Origin of the sequence: Microcella sp., from assembly GCF_046296455.1 — a bacterium.
In the GTDB taxonomy this organism is placed as follows: Bacteria; Actinomycetota; Actinomycetes; order Actinomycetales; family Microbacteriaceae; genus Microcella.
In genome coordinates this window covers 1-18,363 of the sequence record NZ_JBKBLF010000034.1, presented here as the reverse complement: position 1 = coordinate 18,363, position 18,363 = coordinate 1, and the positions used below count along the sequence as shown (strand labels likewise).

General features: G+C 71.5%; 22 protein-coding genes, 1 tRNA gene and 1 pseudogene. 18 read left to right on the top strand and 6 right to left on the bottom strand.

Annotation, left to right across the window (positions count from 1 at the left end; genetic code table 11):
• From ACK4HH_RS12535 to ACK4HH_RS12490, 10 genes and pseudogenes are all read left to right on the top strand, one after another.
• Nucleotides 1-323 (top strand): annotated as a pseudogene (locus ACK4HH_RS12535) (hypothetical protein); the annotation flags it as partial.
• Nucleotides 324-467: 144 nt separating this feature from the next.
• Nucleotides 468-677 carry a DUF4244 domain-containing protein gene (locus ACK4HH_RS12530; RefSeq protein ID WP_409652496.1) on the top strand — a complete coding sequence of 70 codons (210 nt, stop codon included), beginning with the start codon at nucleotides 468-470 and terminating at the stop codon, nucleotides 675-677.
• Nucleotides 674-1,036: a TadE family type IV pilus minor pilin gene (locus tag ACK4HH_RS12525; RefSeq protein WP_409652490.1), complete on the top strand. Its 363-nt coding sequence runs from the start codon at nucleotides 674-676 to the stop codon at nucleotides 1,034-1,036. Before ACK4HH_RS12530 ends, ACK4HH_RS12525 begins: the two co-directional genes overlap by 4 nt.
• Before the next feature lie 5 nt (nucleotides 1,037-1,041).
• The gene (locus ACK4HH_RS12520) at nucleotides 1,042-1,383 is read left to right on the top strand and encodes an Rv3654c family TadE-like protein (RefSeq protein WP_409652486.1); all 342 of its coding nucleotides are present in this window, start codon (nucleotides 1,042-1,044) and stop codon (nucleotides 1,381-1,383) included.
• 126 nt (nucleotides 1,384-1,509) lie between these two features.
• Nucleotides 1,510-4,368: a type I DNA topoisomerase gene (gene topA / locus ACK4HH_RS12515; RefSeq protein ID WP_409652483.1), complete on the top strand. Its 2,859-nt coding sequence runs from the start codon at nucleotides 1,510-1,512 to the stop codon at nucleotides 4,366-4,368.
• Complete coding sequence (tmk, locus tag ACK4HH_RS12510) at nucleotides 4,365-4,985, top strand: dTMP kinase (protein WP_409652481.1); 621 nt, start codon at nucleotides 4,365-4,367, stop codon at nucleotides 4,983-4,985. Before topA ends, tmk begins: the two co-directional genes overlap by 4 nt.
• A gap of 9 nt (nucleotides 4,986-4,994) precedes the next feature.
• The gene (locus ACK4HH_RS12505) at nucleotides 4,995-6,155 is read left to right on the top strand and encodes a DNA polymerase III subunit delta' (protein ID WP_409652479.1); all 1,161 of its coding nucleotides are present in this window, start codon (nucleotides 4,995-4,997) and stop codon (nucleotides 6,153-6,155) included.
• A complete protein-coding gene (locus ACK4HH_RS12500) occupies nucleotides 6,152-7,705 on the top strand; it encodes an alpha/beta hydrolase (protein ID WP_409652477.1) in 1,554 nt (517 codons plus the stop codon). The genes ACK4HH_RS12505 and ACK4HH_RS12500 overlap by 4 nt, the downstream gene beginning before the upstream one ends.
• Before the next feature lie 69 nt (nucleotides 7,706-7,774).
• A tRNA-Thr gene (locus ACK4HH_RS12495) sits at nucleotides 7,775-7,847 on the top strand.
• 85 nt (nucleotides 7,848-7,932) lie between these two features.
• Entirely contained in the window at nucleotides 7,933-8,961 is a 1,029-nt protein-coding gene (locus ACK4HH_RS12490) for a DMT family transporter (protein WP_409652474.1), read from the top strand.
• Here ACK4HH_RS12490 and msrB read toward each other — a convergent pair.
• Nucleotides 8,942-9,373 carry a peptide-methionine (R)-S-oxide reductase MsrB gene (msrB, locus tag ACK4HH_RS12485; RefSeq protein WP_409652472.1) on the bottom strand — a complete coding sequence of 144 codons (432 nt, stop codon included), beginning with the start codon at nucleotides 9,371-9,373 and terminating at the stop codon, nucleotides 8,942-8,944. The two genes, ACK4HH_RS12490 and msrB, sit on opposite strands and share 20 nt — an antisense overlap.
• 55 nt (nucleotides 9,374-9,428) lie before the next feature.
• Between msrB and ACK4HH_RS12480 the strand changes: the two genes are divergently transcribed.
• From ACK4HH_RS12480 to ACK4HH_RS12470, 3 genes are read left to right on the top strand one after another with little or no spacing between them, the layout of a single operon-like run.
• Nucleotides 9,429-9,920 carry a GNAT family N-acetyltransferase gene (locus ACK4HH_RS12480; RefSeq protein WP_409652470.1) on the top strand — a complete coding sequence of 164 codons (492 nt, stop codon included), beginning with the start codon at nucleotides 9,429-9,431 and terminating at the stop codon, nucleotides 9,918-9,920.
• 7 nt (nucleotides 9,921-9,927) lie between these two features.
• Nucleotides 9,928-10,665 carry an HtaA domain-containing protein gene (locus ACK4HH_RS12475; RefSeq protein ID WP_409652467.1) on the top strand — a complete coding sequence of 246 codons (738 nt, stop codon included), beginning with the start codon at nucleotides 9,928-9,930 and terminating at the stop codon, nucleotides 10,663-10,665.
• A 7-nt stretch (nucleotides 10,666-10,672) separates the two neighbouring features.
• Nucleotides 10,673-10,963 (top strand): hypothetical protein, encoded by a 291-nt coding sequence (locus ACK4HH_RS12470; RefSeq protein WP_409652464.1) that lies wholly within the window; start codon nucleotides 10,673-10,675, stop codon nucleotides 10,961-10,963.
• On the opposite strand, the gene ACK4HH_RS12465 is transcribed toward ACK4HH_RS12470, so the two are convergent.
• Nucleotides 10,951-12,069 carry a hemin ABC transporter substrate-binding protein gene (locus ACK4HH_RS12465; RefSeq protein WP_409652462.1) on the bottom strand — a complete coding sequence of 373 codons (1,119 nt, stop codon included), beginning with the start codon at nucleotides 12,067-12,069 and terminating at the stop codon, nucleotides 10,951-10,953. The two genes, ACK4HH_RS12470 and ACK4HH_RS12465, sit on opposite strands and share 13 nt — an antisense overlap.
• 178 nt (nucleotides 12,070-12,247) lie before the next feature.
• Between ACK4HH_RS12465 and ACK4HH_RS12460 the strand changes: the two genes are divergently transcribed.
• The 5 genes from ACK4HH_RS12460 (at nucleotide 12,248) to groL (ending at nucleotide 16,279) form a co-directional block, all read left to right on the top strand.
• Entirely contained in the window at nucleotides 12,248-12,520 is a 273-nt protein-coding gene (locus ACK4HH_RS12460; RefSeq protein WP_409652459.1) for a DUF3263 domain-containing protein, read from the top strand.
• 37 nt (nucleotides 12,521-12,557) lie between these two features.
• Nucleotides 12,558-13,139, top strand: coding sequence for a LytR C-terminal domain-containing protein (locus ACK4HH_RS12455; protein WP_409652457.1), 582 nt, complete (start codon nucleotides 12,558-12,560; stop codon nucleotides 13,137-13,139).
• A gap of 115 nt (nucleotides 13,140-13,254) precedes the next feature.
• Nucleotides 13,255-13,458 (top strand): cold-shock protein, encoded by a 204-nt coding sequence (locus ACK4HH_RS12450; RefSeq protein WP_409652455.1) that lies wholly within the window; start codon nucleotides 13,255-13,257, stop codon nucleotides 13,456-13,458.
• Nucleotides 13,459-13,491: 33 nt separating this feature from the next.
• On the top strand, nucleotides 13,492-14,538 hold the full coding sequence (locus ACK4HH_RS12445) for a DUF3048 domain-containing protein (protein WP_409652452.1): 1,047 nt from the start codon (nucleotides 13,492-13,494) through the stop codon (nucleotides 14,536-14,538).
• A gap of 112 nt (nucleotides 14,539-14,650) precedes the next feature.
• Entirely contained in the window at nucleotides 14,651-16,279 is a 1,629-nt protein-coding gene (groL, locus tag ACK4HH_RS12440; RefSeq protein ID WP_409652449.1) for a chaperonin GroEL, read from the top strand.
• Nucleotides 16,280-16,388: 109 nt separating this feature from the next.
• Here groL and ACK4HH_RS12435 read toward each other — a convergent pair whose 3' ends face one another.
• The 4 genes from ACK4HH_RS12435 to ACK4HH_RS12420 all read right to left on the bottom strand — a co-directional run.
• Complete coding sequence (locus tag ACK4HH_RS12435; RefSeq protein ID WP_409652447.1) at nucleotides 16,389-17,066, bottom strand: heme oxygenase (biliverdin-producing); 678 nt, start codon at nucleotides 17,064-17,066, stop codon at nucleotides 16,389-16,391.
• A gap of 64 nt (nucleotides 17,067-17,130) precedes the next feature.
• Nucleotides 17,131-17,442, bottom strand: coding sequence for a DUF2470 domain-containing protein (locus ACK4HH_RS12430; RefSeq protein WP_409652493.1), 312 nt, complete (start codon nucleotides 17,440-17,442; stop codon nucleotides 17,131-17,133).
• A gap of 61 nt (nucleotides 17,443-17,503) precedes the next feature.
• Complete coding sequence (locus ACK4HH_RS12425; RefSeq protein ID WP_409652444.1) at nucleotides 17,504-17,794, bottom strand: WXG100 family type VII secretion target; 291 nt, start codon at nucleotides 17,792-17,794, stop codon at nucleotides 17,504-17,506.
• 47 nt (nucleotides 17,795-17,841) lie between these two features.
• Nucleotides 17,842-18,363: sensor histidine kinase (locus tag ACK4HH_RS12420; protein ID WP_409652441.1), on the bottom strand; the 522-nt coding region annotated here is incomplete at its 5' end.

Sequence of the window (18,363 nt, the reverse complement as noted above, 5' to 3'; positions counted from 1 at the left end):
CCGGGGGCGGCGGCGCGCCGGAGGCGGCCGCCGCGCTCGTCCGCACCGAACTCGACCGTGCGACGCTGCCCGACGTCGAGCCCGAGCGCCTCGACGACCTCGTGCGGCTCTCGCGCGCCGCGGGTGCTCCGCTCGGCGAGCTCGCCCGCGTCGAGGCGGCCGATGACCGCGCTCGCGCTCGCGCGGCGGCCCGCGAATCGGCCGAGCGTCTCGCGGTTCGGCTCATGCTGCCGCTCGGGGCCTGCATCCTCCCTTCCTTCTTGCTGCTCGGGGTCGTGCCGATGCTCATCGGGCTGCTGTCCTCCACAGCGAGCGGGTTCTGAGTCGGCCTGGCCGTTCGCCGTTCGTCGCCGATGCTCCGCTCGCGCGTGCGCGACACTGTGCGGGTTCGTGCCGACCGATCGCCCGCACGGCGGGCGCGACCGAACGGAGCATCCATGACCGAGCTGCGCATGACCAAGCACCGCATGACCGAGCACCGCCCGACCGAGCACCACTCGACCGAGCACCGTCCCGCTCGACGATCCGACGACCGTGGCGCCGCGACCGCCGAGTACGCCATCGCGACCATGGCCGCGGTCGGATTCGCGAGCCTGCTCGTCGTCATCATGCAGAGCGACGAGGTGCGGGGCATCCTCACCGACCTCGTGCGCACGGCCCTGACCGTCGGCGGGTGATCTCGTCGCGTCGACCGGCCGGGTTTCGCGCCGACGCCGATCGCGGCTCGGTGACGGCCGAGATCGCGGTCGGGCTGCCCGCCGTCGTGCTCGTGCTCGCCGCGTGCTTGGGCGGCCTCGGTCTCGCGACGACGCAGTTGCGGGCGCACGACGCGGCGGCCGACGCCGCGCGGCTGCTGGGTCGTGGCGAGCCCGCGGCGGCGGCCCAGCAGCACGTGGCTCGGTCGATCGCCGGCGCCGCGCTCACGGTCTCTCGACCCGCCGAGCTGGTCTGCGTGCGAGTGGTCGTCGAGCAACGGCTGCTGCTCGTGCCGGTGCGGGTGGTCGGGTCGGCGTGCGCGCTCGACGGGGGGAGGTGACGGCGGTGTCGCTCGATCGTGGAGCGGGCTCGGTGCTCATCGTCGGCCTCATCGCGGTCGTGCTTGTCGCCGGGCTCACCGTGCTCGGCGCCGCGCACGGGGTCGTGCGCGGCCAGCAGCTCGCGGCGGCGGCGGATGCGGCGGCGCTCGCGGCCGCCGACGTGCTGCTCGGCTGGGTGCCGGGCGAGCCGTGCGCTGTCGCGCAGCGCCTCGCCGAGGCGCACGACGCGCGGCTCGCCGACTGCCGCGACGAGGGGCTCTCGGTCGTCGTGCGGGTCGAGACGAGCATCCTGGGCATGGTCGTCGCGCGGTCGGCTCGCGCGGGCGCTCCGTACTCTCTGCAGTAGACCGCTCCCGATTCCTGTGTATGGTGTGCCTGATTGCGGCACACGGCTCAGCCACCGTGCCGCGGCACCGGCCGGGGTGCGGATGCGATCCCCCCGCCGCGCAGACGTTCATGAGTAAGGAGCACCGTGCCACAGGGCAAGAAGCTGGTCATCGTCGAGTCGCCCGCCAAGGCGAAGACGATCGGCAAGTACCTCGGCGACGACTACGAGGTGCAGGCCTCGGTCGGGCACATTCGCGACCTCGTCGAGCCGAAGAACCTGCCGCCCGAGCTCAAGAAGGGCCCGCTCGGCAAGTTCTCGATCGACGTCGACAATGGCTTCGAGCCGTACTACGTGGTCTCTGATTCGAAGAAGAAGACCGTCGCCGAGCTCAAGCGCGCGCTCAAAGAGGCCGACGAGCTCTGGCTCGCCACCGATGAAGACCGCGAAGGCGAGGCCATCGCGTGGCACCTGCTCGAGGTGCTCAAGCCCAAGGTTCCCGTCAAGCGCATGGTGTTCCACGAGATCACCGCCGAGGCGATCCAGCGCGCCGTCGACAACACGCGCGCGCTCGACACGGCGCTCGTCGACGCGCAAGAGACCCGCCGTATTCTCGACCGCCTCTACGGCTACGAGGTCAGCCCCGTGCTGTGGCGCAAGGTCGGGCCCGGCCTGAGCGCCGGCCGCGTGCAGTCGGCGGCGACCCGGCTCGTCGTCGATCGCGAGCGCGAGCGGCTCGCCTTCGTCACAGCGAGCTACTGGGATCTCGACACGACCCTCACCCCGACCTCGGGCGACACGCCCTTCACGGCCCGCCTGGCGCGCCTCGACGGCAAGAAGGTGGCCTCGGGCCGCGACTTCACCGACCGCGGCGAGCTCAAGGGCACCGAGACCGTCGCGCTCGACGAAGCGCTGACGACCTCGCTCGCCGAGGCGCTGCGCGATCCGTCGATCGCTGTGACCGTCACCAACGTCGAGTCGAAGCCGTACACGCGCCGGCCCGCCGCGCCGTTCACGACCTCGACGCTGCAACAAGAGGCCGGCCGCAAGCTGCGCTTCACGGCCCGCCAGACCATGTCGGTGGCGCAGTCGCTCTACGAGAACGGTTACATCACCTACATGCGCACCGACTCCACGACGCTCTCGCAGCAGGCGGTGGATGCGGCGCGCTCGCAGGCGGCCGCCCTCTACGGCACCGACAGCATCCCCGAGACCCCCCGCGTCTACGCGAGCAAGTCGAAGAACGCGCAAGAGGCGCACGAGGCCGTGCGGCCCGCCGGCGACGTGTTCCGCACGCCGAGCGAGCTTGAGGGCACGCTGCGCGGCAACGACTGGAAGCTCTACGACCTGATCTGGAAGCGCACCGTCGCGAGCCAGATGGCCGATGCCCGGGGCCAGACCGCCTCGGTGAGCATCCAGGCCGGGCCGACCGCGGCATCCGCCACCCCGGCCGGCGCGATCGCCGAGTTCGCGGCGAGCGGCACCGTCATCACCTTCCGCGGGTTCCTCGCCGCATACGAAGAAGGCCAGGATGAGGCGCGCGACACCGACGAGAAGGCCGAGCCCGCCGAGGCTAAGCTGCCGCCGCTCACCGTCGGCCAGTCGCTGAGCGTGGTCGACGTCGAGGCCAAGGGTCACGAGACCAGCCCGCCCGCGCGCTACACCGAGGCGAGCCTCGTGAAGGCGCTCGAAGAGCGGGGCATCGGCCGCCCGAGCACCTATGCGGCGATCATCTCGACGATCGTCGACCGCGGGTACGTGACCCCGCGCGGCTCGGCCCTCGTTCCGAACTGGATCGCTTTCTCGGTCGTGCGCCTGCTCGAAGAGAACTTCGCCGACCTGGTCGAGTACGACTTCACGGCCGAGATGGAGGCCGATCTCGACCGCATCGCCAATGGTGAGGCCGACCGCACCGAGTGGTTGACCGGCTTCTACTTCGGAGACGACCACCAGCCCGGCCTGCGGCCCGTCGTCGACAACCTCGGCGACATCGACGCCAAGACGCTCAACTCGATGCCGCTGACCGACACCATCACCCTGCGCATCGGCAAGTACGGCCCCTACCTCGAGGTCGTCGACCCGGCGGCCGAGGCGGCGGCCGATGGCACCCCCGCGACCCCGCGCCGTGTCAACCTGCCGCAAGACCTCGCGCCCGACGAGCTGACGCCGACGAAGGCCCAAGAACTCGTGGATGCTCCTGTGGTCGGCGACCGCGTGCTGGGCATCAACCCCGAGAACGGCAAGCAGGTCGTGGCGAAAGACGGCCGGTTCGGCCCCTACGTCACTGAACTCGACCCCGAGCCTGAAGTAACGGCGGAAGAGGCCGCTGCGGCCGCGCCCGCCGCCGCTCTCGCGGCCGAGCCCGTCGTCGACCCCGCCACCGGCGAGGTGTTGCCCGCTCCGAAGAAGCGCGCCCCCGCGAAGAAGAAGGCACCCCTCGAGAAGCCGCGCACGGCATCCCTGTTCAAAGATATGGACCCGGCGACGGTCGACTTCGAGACGGCGCTCAAGCTGCTGAGCCTGCCGCGCACGGTCGGCGACGACCCCGAGAGCGGCGAGCCCATCACGGCGCAGAACGGTCGGTACGGGCCCTACCTGAAGAAGGGCACCGACACGCGATCGCTCGACGCGGAGGCGCAGATCTTCGAGATCGACCTGGCTGGCGCGCTCGCGAAGTTCGCCGAGCCCAAGTACGGGGCCCGCAAGGCCTCGAGCGCGCTCAAAGAGTTCGACGCCGACCCGGTCAGCGGCAAGCCGATCAAGCTGAAAGACGGACGCTTCGGGCCGTACGTGACCGATGGCGAGACCAACGCCACCGTGCCGCGCGGTGAAGACCCGATGGAGATCGACTTCGACCGGGCCGTGCAGCTCATCGCCGACAAGCGCGCGAAGGGCCCCGCCAAGAAGCCCGTCAAGCGCGCGCCCGCGGCCGGTGCGAAGACGGCCGCGAAGAAGGCCCCGGCGAAGAAGGCGCCCGCGAAGCCCGCGCCCAAGAAGGCGTCGTGACCGGGCTGTTCATCACCCTCGAGGGCGGTGACGGTTCGGGCAAGAGCACCCAGATGGGTGCGCTCACCGAGTGGCTGCAGTCGCGCGGCCGCACGGTGCTGCAGGCGCGCGAGCCCGGCGGCACCGACCTCGGCCTCGAGCTGCGCGAGATCGTGCTGCACCGTCGCGGCCACATCGCCCCGCGCGCCGAAGCGCTGCTGTACGCGGCCGATCGGGCGCACCACGTCGCCACGGTCGTGCGGCCCGCGCTCGAGCGCGGCGACGTCGTCATCCAAGACCGCTACCTCGACTCGTCAGTGGCCTACCAGGGCGCCGGTCGCGTGCTCGACCCGGTCGAGGTGCGTGATGTCTCGCTGTGGGCGACCGAGGGCCTGCTGCCGAACCTCACGGTGCTGCTCGATCTCGACCCGGCCGTGGGCCGCGAGCGCCTCGACGCGAGCCGCACCCGCTACGACCGCCTCGAAGCAGAAGAGGCCGCCTTCCACGAGCGCGTTCGAGCCGCCTACCTCGTGCTCGCCGCCGCCGAGCCCGAGCGGTTTCTCGTGCTCGATGCGACCCGGCCGGTCGACGAGCTGCAGCAGAGCATCCGCGACCGGGTGTCGGCCCTACTCGACTAGGGTGTCGCCATGACCGCCTGGGACGAGCTGACCGGTCAAGAGGCGGCGATCGCGGCATTGCAAGATGCCGCTGCCGACCCGCAGGCGATGACCCACTCCTGGCTCATCACGGGCCCTCCCGGCTCGGGGCGCTCGAACCTCGCCTTCGCCTTCGCGACGGCGCTGCTGCAGGGCGGGCAGCCCGACGACGATGCTCGCCGCACCGCTGCCCAGGTCGCAGCGCGCACCCATCCCGACCTGGCGGTGCTCGCCACCGATCGCGTCATCATCTCGATCGACGAGGTGCGGCAGCTCGTGGCGCAGAGCCAGTTCTCGCCCAGCACGGCGCGCTACCGCGTGATCGTCATCGAAGACGCCGATCGCATGACCGAGCGCACCTCGAACGTGCTGCTCAAGGCCCTCGAAGAGCCGCCGCCGCGCACGGTGTGGATCTTGTGCGCGCCGAGCGCGGCTGATCTGATCCCGACCATCCGCTCGCGCGTGCGCTCGGTGCGACTGCGCGTGCCGAGCGTCAGCGAGGTCGCCGCCCTGCTCGTGCGCCGCGACAGCGTCGAGCCGGCGCTGGCCGAGCGCGCCGCGCGCGAGTCGCAGTCGCACATCGGCATGGCCTTGCGCCTCGCGACCGACGTCGAGGCACGCGAACGGCGCGCCCGCACGATCGCCCTGGCTCTCGGGGTGCAGAGCGTGAGCGGGGCCGTGCTCGCCGCCGAGCAGCTCGTGGCTGTCGCGACCGATGATGCGAAGGCGCTGACGGTCGAGCGCGAGCAGGAGGAGCGCGCTGCGGCTCTGCGCTCGCTCGGCATCGAACCGGGGGCCGCGGTGCCCGCGGGACTGCGCGCAAGCCTCAAGGCGCTCGAAGAGGACCAGAAGCGCCGGGCCACCCGCTCGGTGCGCGACGGCATCGATCGCGTACTCGTCGACCTCCTGTCGCTCTACCGCGACCTCGCCATGCTGCAGCTCGGCGCCGGCGTCGAGCTGGTCAATGAAGCGGTGCGGCCCGAGCTCGAGGTCGCGGCTCGCGCGGGCAGCGCGCAGCAGTCGCTCGTTGCTCTCGACGCGATCGCCCTGGCCCGCCGGCGCATCGAGGGCAACACGCCCCCCGCCCTCGCGCTCGAGGCCATGCTCATCACGGCGAGCGGAAGGGTGCCGGCGCTAGGCTCGCCCTCGTGACCCGCCGCACCGCGCCTCGAACGGCCGCCCTCGTCTCGCTCATCCTCGTGCCCGCACTGCTGCTGAGCGGCTGCGTGCCGAGCTGGCTGCAGGGCCTCGTGGGCGGGGGAACCGTCTCGACGCCGACCGGCGAGGAGGTCGCCGACGAGCTGCGTCCGTATTACACCCAGGTGCTGACCTGGACGGGGTGCGGCGGCGGAGCCCAGTGCGCCACGGCGATCGCACCGCTCGACTGGGACAACCCGGGCGAGGGCGACGACATCGAGCTCGCGCTCGTGCGTCACCCCGCGAGCGGTCAGGCGCAGGGCTCGCTCTTCATCAACCCGGGCGGGCCGGGCGCCTCGGGCTTCGACTTCGTGCGCGACAGTGTCGACTTCGCCGTGAGCGCCGATCTGCAGCGCGAGTTCGACATCGTCGGGTGGGATCCGCGCGGGGTCGGTCGCTCGAGCGCCGTCACCTGCTACACCGACGCGGCCGATCTCGACCAGTTCATCTTCGGCATCCCCGAATCGACGTTCGGCACGCCCGAGTGGGAGGCCGAGGTCATCGACAGCTCGATCGCGTTCGCCGAGGCGTGCGCCGAGAACACGGGCCCGCTGCTCGAGTTCGTCGACACCACCAGCACCGTGCGCGATCTCGACATGATGCGGGCGATCGTGGGGGATGCCCAACTGAACTTCTTCGGATACTCCTACGGCACCGACATCGGTGCGCGCTACGCCGATCGGTTCCCCGAGAAGGTCGGGCGCCTCGTGCTCGACGGCGCGACCGATCCGACGACGTCGACCTTCGAGGTCGTGCTCGCGCAGTCCGAGGGCTTCGAGCAGGCGCTGCGGGCCTACCTCGAGGCGTGCCCCGAGCTCGGATCGTGCCCGTTCCCGGGGTCGCTCGACGACAGCCTGTCCCTCATCCGCGAGCTCTACGACCGCCTCAACACCACACCCATCGAGGCGGAGGACGGCCGGTTCTTCGACGGCGCCGTGCTCGATATCGCGATCGCGACGGCGCTCTACGACGAGGGTTCGTGGTCGTTCTTGAGCCAGATGTTCACCGAGCTGCGCACGGGGGTGGTCGAGACGGGCTTCCTGCTCGCCGACTTCTACTACGGGCGCGAGAACGGCGAGTACGTCGACAACTCGCTCGAGGCCTTCATCGCCATCAACTGCCTCGACTACCCGGTCGAGACCGATCGCGCCGTCATTGCCGAGCAGAACGAGCAGATCCGGGCCGTCGCTCCGACGACGGGCGACCCCTCGCCGCTCGGCGACGTGCTCTGCGCCAAGTGGCCGCACCAGTTCGACGGAGAGCTCGGACCGGTGAGCGGCGCGGGGGCGGCGCCGATCCTCGTCATCGGCACGACGGGCGACCCCGCCACGCCGTACCAGTGGGCCGAGGCGCTCGCCGAGCAGCTCGAGAGCGGGGTGCTGCTCACGTGGGTGGGCGAGGGCCACATCGCCTACGACGAGGGTGATCCGTGTATCAACGACATCGTCGACGAGTACTTCATCACCGGTGCGGTTCCCGTCGACGGGCTCGTCTGCGAGAGCTGATCGTGGCGTCTGCGCGGCCAGGCGGAATCGGCTAAGCTTTCACCTCGTGTCACGGCCTCGGCCGTGTCCGCCGCCTTAGCTCAGTCGGCAGAGCGTCTCACTCGTAATGAGAAGGTCGTGGGTTCGATTCCCACAGGCGGCTCCGTAACCAAGTCTTTCTGCTCGGGGTTCTCGTGGTCCACCGGTCGACACAGGGGCAGGCGCGGGGGCGTGGGATGCTGGGGATGATGAGCACACCGCCTCCGCCGCATCGCGACGACGACGCGAGCGACGAGAACACCCCGCACCCCGAGCACGGTTCGCGCGCCGCGACGGCGCTCGCCATCGTCGCGACACTCGCCGCCGGCGTCGGAGTCGCGACGCAGAGCCGCATCAACGGCGAGCTCGGGCAGCGGCTCGACGACGGCTATACCGCCGCGCTCATCTCGTTCGGCAGCGGCTGGCTGATCCTGCTCACGATCCTCGCGTTCTCGCCGCGCGGCCGGGCGGGGCTCGTGCGCGTCATCACCGAGGTGCGCCATGGCCGGCTCGCCTGGTGGATGCTGCTCGGCGGCCTGGCCGGCGGCTACTTCGTGCTCGCCCAGGGCCTCGTCGCCGGGATGCTCGGCGTCGCGATTTTCACGATCGCCATCGTTACGGGCCAGACCGTGACCGGCCTGACGCTCGATGCCGCGGGCTTCGCGGGGGCCCGCCGCACGGCGATCGCTCCCGCTCGCGTGATCGGCGCTGCCCTGACGGTCGCGGCGGTCGCCGTCGCCGTCGTGCCGCGGCTCGCCGGCGACGGTTTTCCGATCGCCGCGATCGTGCTGCCGCTACTCGCAGGCGTCGCGGTCGCCTTTCAGCAGGGGCTCAACGGCCGGGTACGCACCGAGGCTCGGTCGGCGCTCGCGGCGACCACCATCAACTTCACGGTCGGCACCGCGGCGCTCGCCGGCGCGACGCTCGTGCACCTGCTGGTCGCGGGGCTGCCCGAGGGGCTGCCGAGCAACCCGCTGCTCTACCTCGGCGGCGCGGTCGGGGCGATCTTCATCGCCATCCAGACCGTGGCCGTCGGCCGCATCGGGGTGCTCGTGCTCGGGCTGTGCCTCGTCACAGGGCAGCTCGCCGCCTCGCTCGTGTTCGACGTCGTCGCGCCGCTCGGCCCGGGCTCGACGAGCGCGACGGCCGCGGCGGTCGTGCTCGCGCTCGCCGGCGTGCTCGTGGCGAGCATCCGGTGGCGGCGCGATGGCCGCGGCGCTACTCGGCGGTCGGCGTGAAGTCGAGCGCGAGCGAGTTCATGCAGTAGCGGTCGCCCGTGGGCGTGCCGAAGCCGTCGGGAAAGACGTGGCCGAGGTGCGAGCCGCAGTTCGCGCAGCGCACCTCGGTGCGCACCATGCCGAGCGACGTGTCTTCGATGAGCTCGACGGCCTCGGGGCGCACCGACTCGTAGAAGCTCGGCCAGCCGCAGCCCGAGTCGAACTTCGTGCCCGCCACGAAGAGCTCGGCGTTGCACGCGCCGCACGTGTAGATGCCGGCGCGGCTCTCGTCGAGCAGCTCGCCCGTCCAGGCGCGCTCGGTGCCCGCCTCGCGCAGCACCTGGTAGCGCTCGTCGCCGAGCTCGGCGCGCCATTGCTCTTCGGTCTTCTCGACCGCGTACGCCTTGCCGCTGGTTGCCGGGTTCTCGCCCATGACTCCTCGCTCCTCGCCCGCAGGCGGTTGATCTCCCCCCATTAAACTCGCTCTCGTGCCCGACTCTTCCCCGATCGCGAAAACCTGGAGCCAGCTGTCGCGCGACGAGTTCTTCGAGCTCGCCCGGCTGCGCACCGAGGTGTTCTTCCTCGAGCAGCGCATCGACGAGCCCGAGCTCGACGAACGCGACCGCGACGCGACCACCGAGCACGTGTGGATCACCGACGAGCGGGGCCCCGCCTCGTACCTGCGGGTGATCGTCGACGACACCCCGCAACCGGTCAATCGGGATGCTCGCCGCCTCATCGGCCGCGTCGTCACCCGCGCCGACCGGCGCGGCGAGGGCCTCTCGCGCCGGCTGCTCGAGCACGTGATCGCGCTGCACGGGCACGAGCCGATGGCCCTGCACTCCCAGAGCTACGTGCAGCCGCTCTACGCCGCCGTGGGCTTCGCGGCCTACGGCGATGAGTACCTCGAGGCGGGCATCCCGCACATCGGCATGTACCGCCCCGCCCAGCCGGCGCCGACGGTCGACCCCGTACGCTGAGCGCACCATGATCGCTGCGCTCGCCCTCGCCGCCGCGCTCGCGGTCGCACCAGCGGCCGCCGCCGACTGCACCGTCGAGACCGGAGCCTTCACGTGGGGGTTCAAAGAGTCGTTCCGCGCCTACATCAGCGGGTCGATCGCCAACGGCGAGTGGACCACTGAGGGCGCGATCGACTACGCGACCCCGGCCTTCTTCAGCGAACAGCTGGGCGGTGAGGTCATGCTCGCGCCCTTCGCGGGCGAGCTCGCGGTCGAGGGCGCGATGCGGTTCACGGGGCACGACGGAATCCTCGACACGACGATCGCGAACCCGCGCCTCGTGATCGAGAGCCCCGATCGCGTTGTGATCATCGTCGACATCCGCGGAACGACCCAGGACTTCGTCCCCATCGACTCGACCGCCGTGCCCTTCGTGACGGGCGACCCCGGCCTCGCGCAGTGGAGCGTCGAGGGCTCGACGCTGCGCATCGACGGCATCCCGCTGACGCTCACCGCTGAGGGGGCCGAGGCCTTCGGAACCTATCCGGCGGGCGAGGCCTTCGATGCGATCACGCTCGAGCTCGACACGACGGCCGCGTGCGCCGAAGCGGCGATCGCCGCGCGCACCTCGGCCGGCTCGGCACCGGTGCTGCTCATCGTCGGCGCCGTGCTGCTGGCAGTGGTGGGGTCGATCGTCGTGCACCTCGTGCTGCGCGCGCGACGCCGGTCGCGTCCTCCCACCGAGGCCGCGTCAGCAGTGCCATGATGCAAGGGTGACCTCGACCGCTGAGCGGTACCGGCGGTTCGCCCGCGAGCAGGCGGACCGCTCGCGCTTCGCCGTCTGGGCGCAGGCCGTGGCCGATGACGCAGACTGCCTGGCCCTCATCGAGACCCTCGCCGAGCCCGACCGCGAGCCGGCGATCGTGCTGTGGGCCGCGCAGGCCTCGGGCCTCGGAGCGCACGGCGACATTCGCGCCTGGCTCGAGGGCGAGTGGGATGCCGTGGCCGAGATCGCGCACGCCCGTCAGCGGGCGCTCGCCGCGGGGCAGGGTCAGGGCGCGTAGATCGCGCGGGCGAGCGCGTCGAGCACGGCCGGCGTGCGCGGCCCGAAGCTCAGCACCTCGCCGTCGGCCATGTCGACGAAGCGGCGCGCTTCTCCGGCTCGCGTGAGCGCGACCGCGGGCTTCTCGGCGAGCAGCCCCTCGACGCCGCCGACGCTCTCGAGCCCGCCCGTCATGACGAGGATGAGGTCGGGATCGGCGGCGATGAGCGCCTCGTCGGTCATGGGCCGCAACCCCGTCCAGCCGATCTCGCCCGCGACGTCGATGCCGCCGAGCCCCTCGATGAGCTCGTCGGCGCCCGACTCCTCGCCGAACAGGTAGTAGATGCCCGAGGCCCCGCGCAGGTACAGGAACAGGATGCGAACGCGGTCGGCGGGGTCGTCGGGACGGATCTGCTCGATCGCGGCGAGCACGTCGGCCAGCTCCTGCTCGAGGCGCTCGGCGAGCAGCTCGCCGGTCTCGGGGGATCCCAGCGCGGCCGACACCTGCCGGGCGAGCTCGGCGGGGGCGCCGAGGCCGGGCTCGGCATCCACGTAGACGACCGTCACGCCCGCATCGCGCAGCTGCAACACGACGTCGGTCGGCCCCACCGTGCCGTCGGTGATGACGAGGGTGGGCCGCAGGGCGAGCACGGCCTCGCTGCTGATGGCGTGGCCGCTGCTCGTGACGATGGGAAGGCCGTCGGCCTCGGGGAAGGTCGTCGAGATGTCGCGGCCGACGACGTTGTCGCCGAACCCGAGGGCGAAGACGGTCGCGGCGATCGACCCGGCGATATCGAGCGGCAGCACGCGGCTCGCGTCGGTCACCACGACCTCGCGATCGCCGTCGAGGTCGCGCGAGACGATCGTGGCGGGCAGCGACTGCGCGGGGTCGGAGGCGACGGGTTCGATGCGGGCGGATTCGATCAGGGCCGTCGACGCCCCGGTGAGCGCGCGCGGGTTCTCGGCCACCGCGAGCTCGCTGAGCGCAACCCGCGGGCCGCTCGGCGCCGTCGGCTCGGCGGTCGCCTGCGGCGCGGCGACAGCGCAGCCGGCGAGCAGGGTCAGCGCGCACAGTGCCGCGACGAGGCCGACCGCGCGAGCGGGGCGGGAGGCGGGTCGAGGCGTCATGGGTCCGGTCGGTCAGAGGGCTGCGGGGCCGGGCGGCGCGAACGCAGGCAGTTAGGCAAGCCTAACCCGCCCGGCTGTGCGCCCGATGAGTTGCCCGTGAGGGCGCTCGAGCGAGCCTGCCGCAGCATCCGCGAGCCGTCCAGGGCCGAAGGTCCTCGGCCCGTAGCCTGAACGGGTGATGGATGCCCGTTCCGAGCCGCTCGACGAGCGCGCGCAGCGCGTGCTCGAGTTCGAGCGCGCGTGGTGGGGCCACAGCGGCGCGAAAGAGCTCGGCATCCGGCGCGAGTTCGGGTGGACCCCGGCCCGCTACTATCAGGTGCTGAACGCCGTGATCGACACTGATGTCGCCGTGCGGTACGACCCCGTTCTCGTGGGTCGACTGCGCGAGGTGCGCGATGACCGCGCGCAGCGGCGCCGCACCCGTCGTGCGGGCGCCACCGGCGCCGCGTGAGACTGCTCCCACCACCCCCTGCGGAAGGCGTGCCCCGATGGCCGAGTACACCCCGGATCGCTTCGACGAGGTCGCCGACTCGCTGAGCCGCGTCGGCGCCCACCGGGCGGCGCCCGCGCGGGGCCGCACCTGGATCGCCGTGGCCTGGGCCGCCCTCGCGAGTGGAGCGCTCGTCGTGGCCGGACTCTACGGGCTCTCGCTCATCAGCGACCGCGTGACGTTCGAGCTGCCGGGTCTGGGCACGGCCGAGCCCATGCCCACCCCGACCGAGACGCCCTCGCCGACGCCGACGGTCGTGCCGATCACCGACCCGGCGCTCGCCGAGCTGCCCGCGGGGTTCACGATCACCGTGCTCAACGGCACCGAGGTCGACGGCCTGGGTCGGGCGGCGCGCGATCTGCTGACCCCGCCCGGTTGGCGCGTCGGCACCGTCACGTCGGCGGCGCAGACCGACCTCGTCGAGACCGTCGTCTTCTACAGCGATCCTGCCCTCGAGGGTGTCGCCGCCGGCATGGTTGAGCTGCTCGGCACGGGCGTGTGGGAGCTCTCGGACGCCTTCCCCGGCGCCCCCATCACGATCGCGGTCGGTGCGGACTTCGCGGCGATCGCCGCCCCGTAGAAGCGGCGCGTTTCACGCACGTTTCCGCTCGGTAAAAAGGTCCTTCCCGGCCATCGCGACGCGCTGTTGCGCGGGTAGTCTCGCCGCATTCCCCGCAATGCAAGGAGCACCCGCAATGCCCAACGGAACCGTGAAGTGGTTCAACGCCGAGAAGGGTTTCGGCTTCATCACGCTCGAGAGCGGCGACAGCGATGTCTTCGTGCACTACACAGCCATCGACATGCCGGGCTACAAGGTGCTCGAAGAGGGCCAGGCGGTCACCTTCGAGATCGGCACGGGCACGAAGGGGCCGCAGGCCGAGGGCGTGCGCGTCGCCTGACCAACCCTCACTGCGTGGGTTAGGGTGACCCCCATGAGCAGGGGATGCGCGCGCGGGCTCGTCGCGGTGCTGGGCGTCGCGGCCGTGCTGGGCGCGGCAGGCTGCACGGCGCCCGAGGCGCCGATGCCCACCCCGACCCCGAGCCCCTCGTACGTCTCGACGTACGTGCCGCCGCCCGAGTACGGCATCGCGCCGCTCACGGGCGAGCAGATCGAGGTGGGTGCGCTCACGGCGCCCTCGCTCGCCGCCAAGGTCGACAACCACCCCTCGGCTCGGCCGCAAGTGGGCCTCGACCGCACCGACATCGTGTTCGAAGAGCTGGTCGAGGGCGGGCTCACGCGCTACGTCGCGGTGTGGCACTCGGATGTGCCCTCGGTCATCGGGCCGGTGCGCTCGATCCGACCGATGGATCCGGAGATCATCTCGCCCCTCGGCGGCATCGTCGCCTACTCGGGAGGCCAGCAGCGGTTCGTGCAGCTCATGCTCGCCGCCCCCGTCTACAACGCAATCCACGGGCAGAGCGACACGGCCTCGACCTTCTACCGCGGCGACAACGCGCCCGCGCCGCACAACGTGCTCGTCAAGGCGCCCCAGCTCATCAGTCAGCACCTCGACCTCGCGGCGCCCCGCCAGCAGTTTGCCTTCGCCGAGAGCCTCGCCGCCGCGAGCGCCACGAAGGAGGGGCGCCCGACGAGCGCGATCTCGCTCGTGTTCGGCAGCTCGTCGGCGCCGGTGTGGAAGTGGGGCGAGAAGACGCAGCGCTGGGTGCGCTTCATGACGGGCGGCGAGCGCGACATGGCGGCCTCGGGCGAGCAGCTCAGTGCCGACAACGTCGTCGTGCTGCGGGTTCCCGTGCAGGTCATCAGCAGCATCCCCACGACCAAGCTCATCGGTTCGGGTGAGGCCTGGGTCTCGAGCGGTGGCGCGACCATCAAGGCGACGTGGTCGAAGCGCTCGCTCGCCGCGCCCATCCGCCTGCTCGACGCCAACGGCGTGGCCGTGCGCCTCGCGCCGGGCAACACCTGGGTCGAGCTCGTTCCCCTCGCGGGTTCTGTCACGTTCTCTCGACCGGCCCAGTAGCGGCGACGCGGCTTGCACTCGACCCCGGCGAGTGCCAGAATCGTTTAGCACTCACGCTCTGTGAGTGCCAAGAGCTACCGTACGTGAAGCGTCCGGGAGGGACGAGAGACACATGGCTAAGATCATCGCTTTCGACGAGGAGGCCCGTCGCGGCCTCGAGCGCGGCCTCAACATCCTGGCTGACGCAGTCAAGGTCACGCTGGGCCCGCGCGGGCGCAACGTCGTCCTCGAGAAGAAGTGGGGCGCCCCCACCATCACCAACGACGGCGTCTCCATCGCCAAAGAGATCGAGCTCGACGACCCGTTCGAGAAGATCGGCGCGGAGCTCGTCAAAGAGGTCGCCAAGAAGACCGACGACGTCGCCGGTGACGGCACCACGACCTCGGTCGTGCTGGCCCAGGCGCTCGTGCGCGAGGGCCTGCGCAACGTCGCGGCCGGTGCTGACCCGATCAGCCTCAAGCGCGGCATCGAGAAGGCCACGCAGGCCGTCTCGGCCCAGCTGCTGAAGAACGCCAAAGAGGTCGAGACCAAGGAAGAGATCGCCGCTACCGCGAGCATCTCGGCCGCCGACCCCGAGATCGGCGCCCTGATCGCCGAGGCCATCGACAAGGTGGGCAAGGAGGGCGTCGTCACGGTTGAAGAGTCGAACACCTTCGGCACCGAGCTCGAGCTCACCGAGGGCATGCGCTTCGACAAGGGCTACCTGTCGGCGTACTTCGTGACTGACCCCGAGCGCCAGGAGGCGGTCTTCGAAGACCCGTACATCCTGATCGTCAACGGCAAGATCTCGGCCATCAAAGACCTGCTGCCCGTCGTCGACAAGGTGATCCAGAGCGGCAAGCAGCTGCTCATCATCGCTGAAGACGTCGAGGGCGAGGCCCTGGCCACGCTCGTCGTCAACAAGATCCGCGGCATCTTCAAGTCGGTCGCCGTCAAGGCCCCCGGCTTCGGAGACCGCCGCAAGGCCATGCTGCAGGACATCGCGATCCTCACCGGCGGCCAGGTCATCAGCGAGGAGGTCGGTCTCAAGCTCGAGAACGCCACCCTCGACCTGCTCGGCCGCGCGCGCAAGGTCGTCATCACCAAGGACGAGACCACGATCGTCGAGGGCGCCGGCGAGGCCGACGCCATCGCCGGTCGCGTCAAGCAGATCCGCGCCGAGATCGAGAACACCGACTCGGACTACGACCGCGAGAAGCTGCAGGAGCGCCTCGCCAAGCTCGCGGGCGGCGTCGCCGTCATCAAGGCGGGCGCGGCCACCGAGGTCGAGCTGAAGGAGCGCAAGCACCGCATCGAAGACGCCGTGCGCAACGCGAAGGCCGCTGTCGAAGAGGGCATCGTCGCCGGTGGTGGCGTCGCGCTCATCCAGGCCGGCAAGACGGCGTTCGAGTCGAAAGAGATGACCGACCTCGTCGGCGACGAGGCCACCGGTGCCAACATCGTCAAGGTCGCCATCGACGCTCCGCTCAAGCAGATCGCCCTCAACGCGGGCCTCGAGCCCGGTGTCGTCGCCGACAAGGTGCGCCACCTCGAGGTGGGCTTCGGCCTCAACGCGGCCACCGGCGAGTACGTCGACATGCTCGGTGCCGGCATCGCCGACCCGGTCAAGGTGACGCGCTCGGCGCTGCTCAACGCGGCCTCGATCGCCGGCCTCTTCCTCACCACCGAGGCCGTCGTCGCCGACAAGCCCGAGAAGCACGCGGCGCCCATGGGCGACCCGAGCGGCGGCATGGACTTCTAGTCTGCGCAACGATTCAGGGCGGCTCCCCTCCGGGGGAGCCGCCCTTCGTCGTCGTGTCGCGAATCGACCGGGTGGTGGATGCGCGGCCGACGCCGCGCGGAGCCGCGGGCTACGCGGCCGCGGCGCGGGCGCCGAGCTGCTCGAAGATGCGCGTGTTGAACGCGTAGGCGCGCAGAACCTCGTCGACGACCCGCTGCTGCTCGTCGGCCGACCACGGTGCGGCGTCGAGCTGAGCCCGGTACGCATCCTTGAACGCGGCGGGGTCGGCGATCTGGTCGAAGAGGTAGAAGCCGATGCCGTTCGTCTCGAAGCCGAACTGGCGCCCGATGACGCGCCCGATGTGCAGCCCGCCCGAGAGGTCGCCGAGGTAGCGCGTGTAGTGGTGAGCGATGTAGCCGGCCGGCCAGGTCGCGGCGACCTCGCGGATGCGGGCCGCGTACTCGACCGTGGCGGGCACCAGCTGCAGGCGCGTGCGCCAGTCGTCGCCGAGGAGGAAGGCGAGGTCGGCCTCGAGCGCGGGCAGTCGGGTGAGCGCGGGGGAGAGGAACGGCGCGACGAGGGGCACCTCGCGCATGGCGGGCTCAGCGCCCTCGAGCGCCTCGTAGACCGCCCAGTGCTGCGAGACGAGAGCGATGTAGTCGTCGCGCGTCGCCTCGCCGCGCAGCAGGCCGTGCATGAACCCGGCACCCTCGCTGTCGCGGTGGCTGCCGCTGCTGCGCTCGCGCACGAGTCGCGAGAACGGGATGAGTTCGGCGGTGCCGTCGGTGGTGGGCGCGGGGGCGGGCATGGTGCTCCTCGGGGGCTAGGTAAGCCTTACCTTAGTGCGTCGCCGCCGGCCCGCACCAGACCCCTCAGCCGTGCGGCCGCGGTTCGACGCCGAGCTCAGCGCAGGCCCGGTCGTAGAGGGCGACGATCTCGCGGCGGATCTCAGGCCGCTCGCTGATCGTCGTGCTCCACGCCAGACGCAGGGGCACCTCGGGGCCGCCGTCGACCGCGTACACCCAGTGCCCGGCCGTGCCGTCGACCCCGACCATGCGGGCGCTGCTCGCCGCCGGGTCGCCGAAGGCGCGGGCGAACAGCAGGCTGTCGTCGGCGTGGTCGTGGTTCATGTGGTGCAGCACCCCGGCGACGATCGCGGGGTCGAAGGCGAAGGGCTCGGTCATCACGACTCCAGCGTACGACCGCCAGCGAGGCCCGCCGGGTGCCGCCCCTCGTCGTCGCGGGTCAGCGCAGGAACATGCGCGCGGCCTGCTGCTCGACCTCGGCGTAGCCCTGCCCGGCGTGCGCGAGCGCCTCGGTCATGGCCCCGAGCGCCTGCTCGAGGCGCTGGTAGGCGCTCGTCCAGTCGCCGAGCAGGCCCTGGAAGGCCGTCGCGGCAGTTCCGCTCCACGTGCTCTGCAGCCCGGTGAGGTTGCTCTGCAGGCCCGCGGCCTCGGCCTGTAGCCGACCGATCGAGGCCCGCGTCGCGGTGGTGGCGGCGAGAACCGCCTCGCTGTCGACCTGGTAGCGCGTCATGGTGCTCTCCCTCCGCGCCGGGGCGGTCGCCCGGCGTCGCGGGAAGGCTAGGCCTCGGCGGGGGAGCGGGGGTCGGCGTGCTGCTCGAGAGCAGCATCCGCCGCCTCGTTCGCGGTGGGGAGGAGGGGTGAGACGCTCTCGAGCGGCAACCACACGCGAAAGGTCGCGCCCCCGCCCGGGGTGTCGAGCACCTCGACGCGGCCCTGGTGCAGCGCCACGATCGAGGCGACGATCGCGAGCCCGAGCCCCGAACCGCCCGTGTCGCGCGCGCGCGACGAGTCGGCGCGAAAGAAGCGCTCGAAGATCTTCTCTTTGAGCTGCGCCGGTATGCCGTCGCCGTGGTCGACGACCGCGATCGAGGCGCGGCCGGCCGCCGGGTCGACCCCCACGACGAGCTCGATGGGCGAGCCCGCGGGCGAGAACCGCAGGGCGTTGCCGATGAGGTTCGTGATCACCTGCCGCAGCTTGTTCTCTTCTCCGATCACCGCGGCCTCGACCAGCGGCGACGCGTGGGCGGCCTCGAGATCGGGCCCCGGGATGCTCGCCGCGGGCCGGCGCGCGCGGCGGCC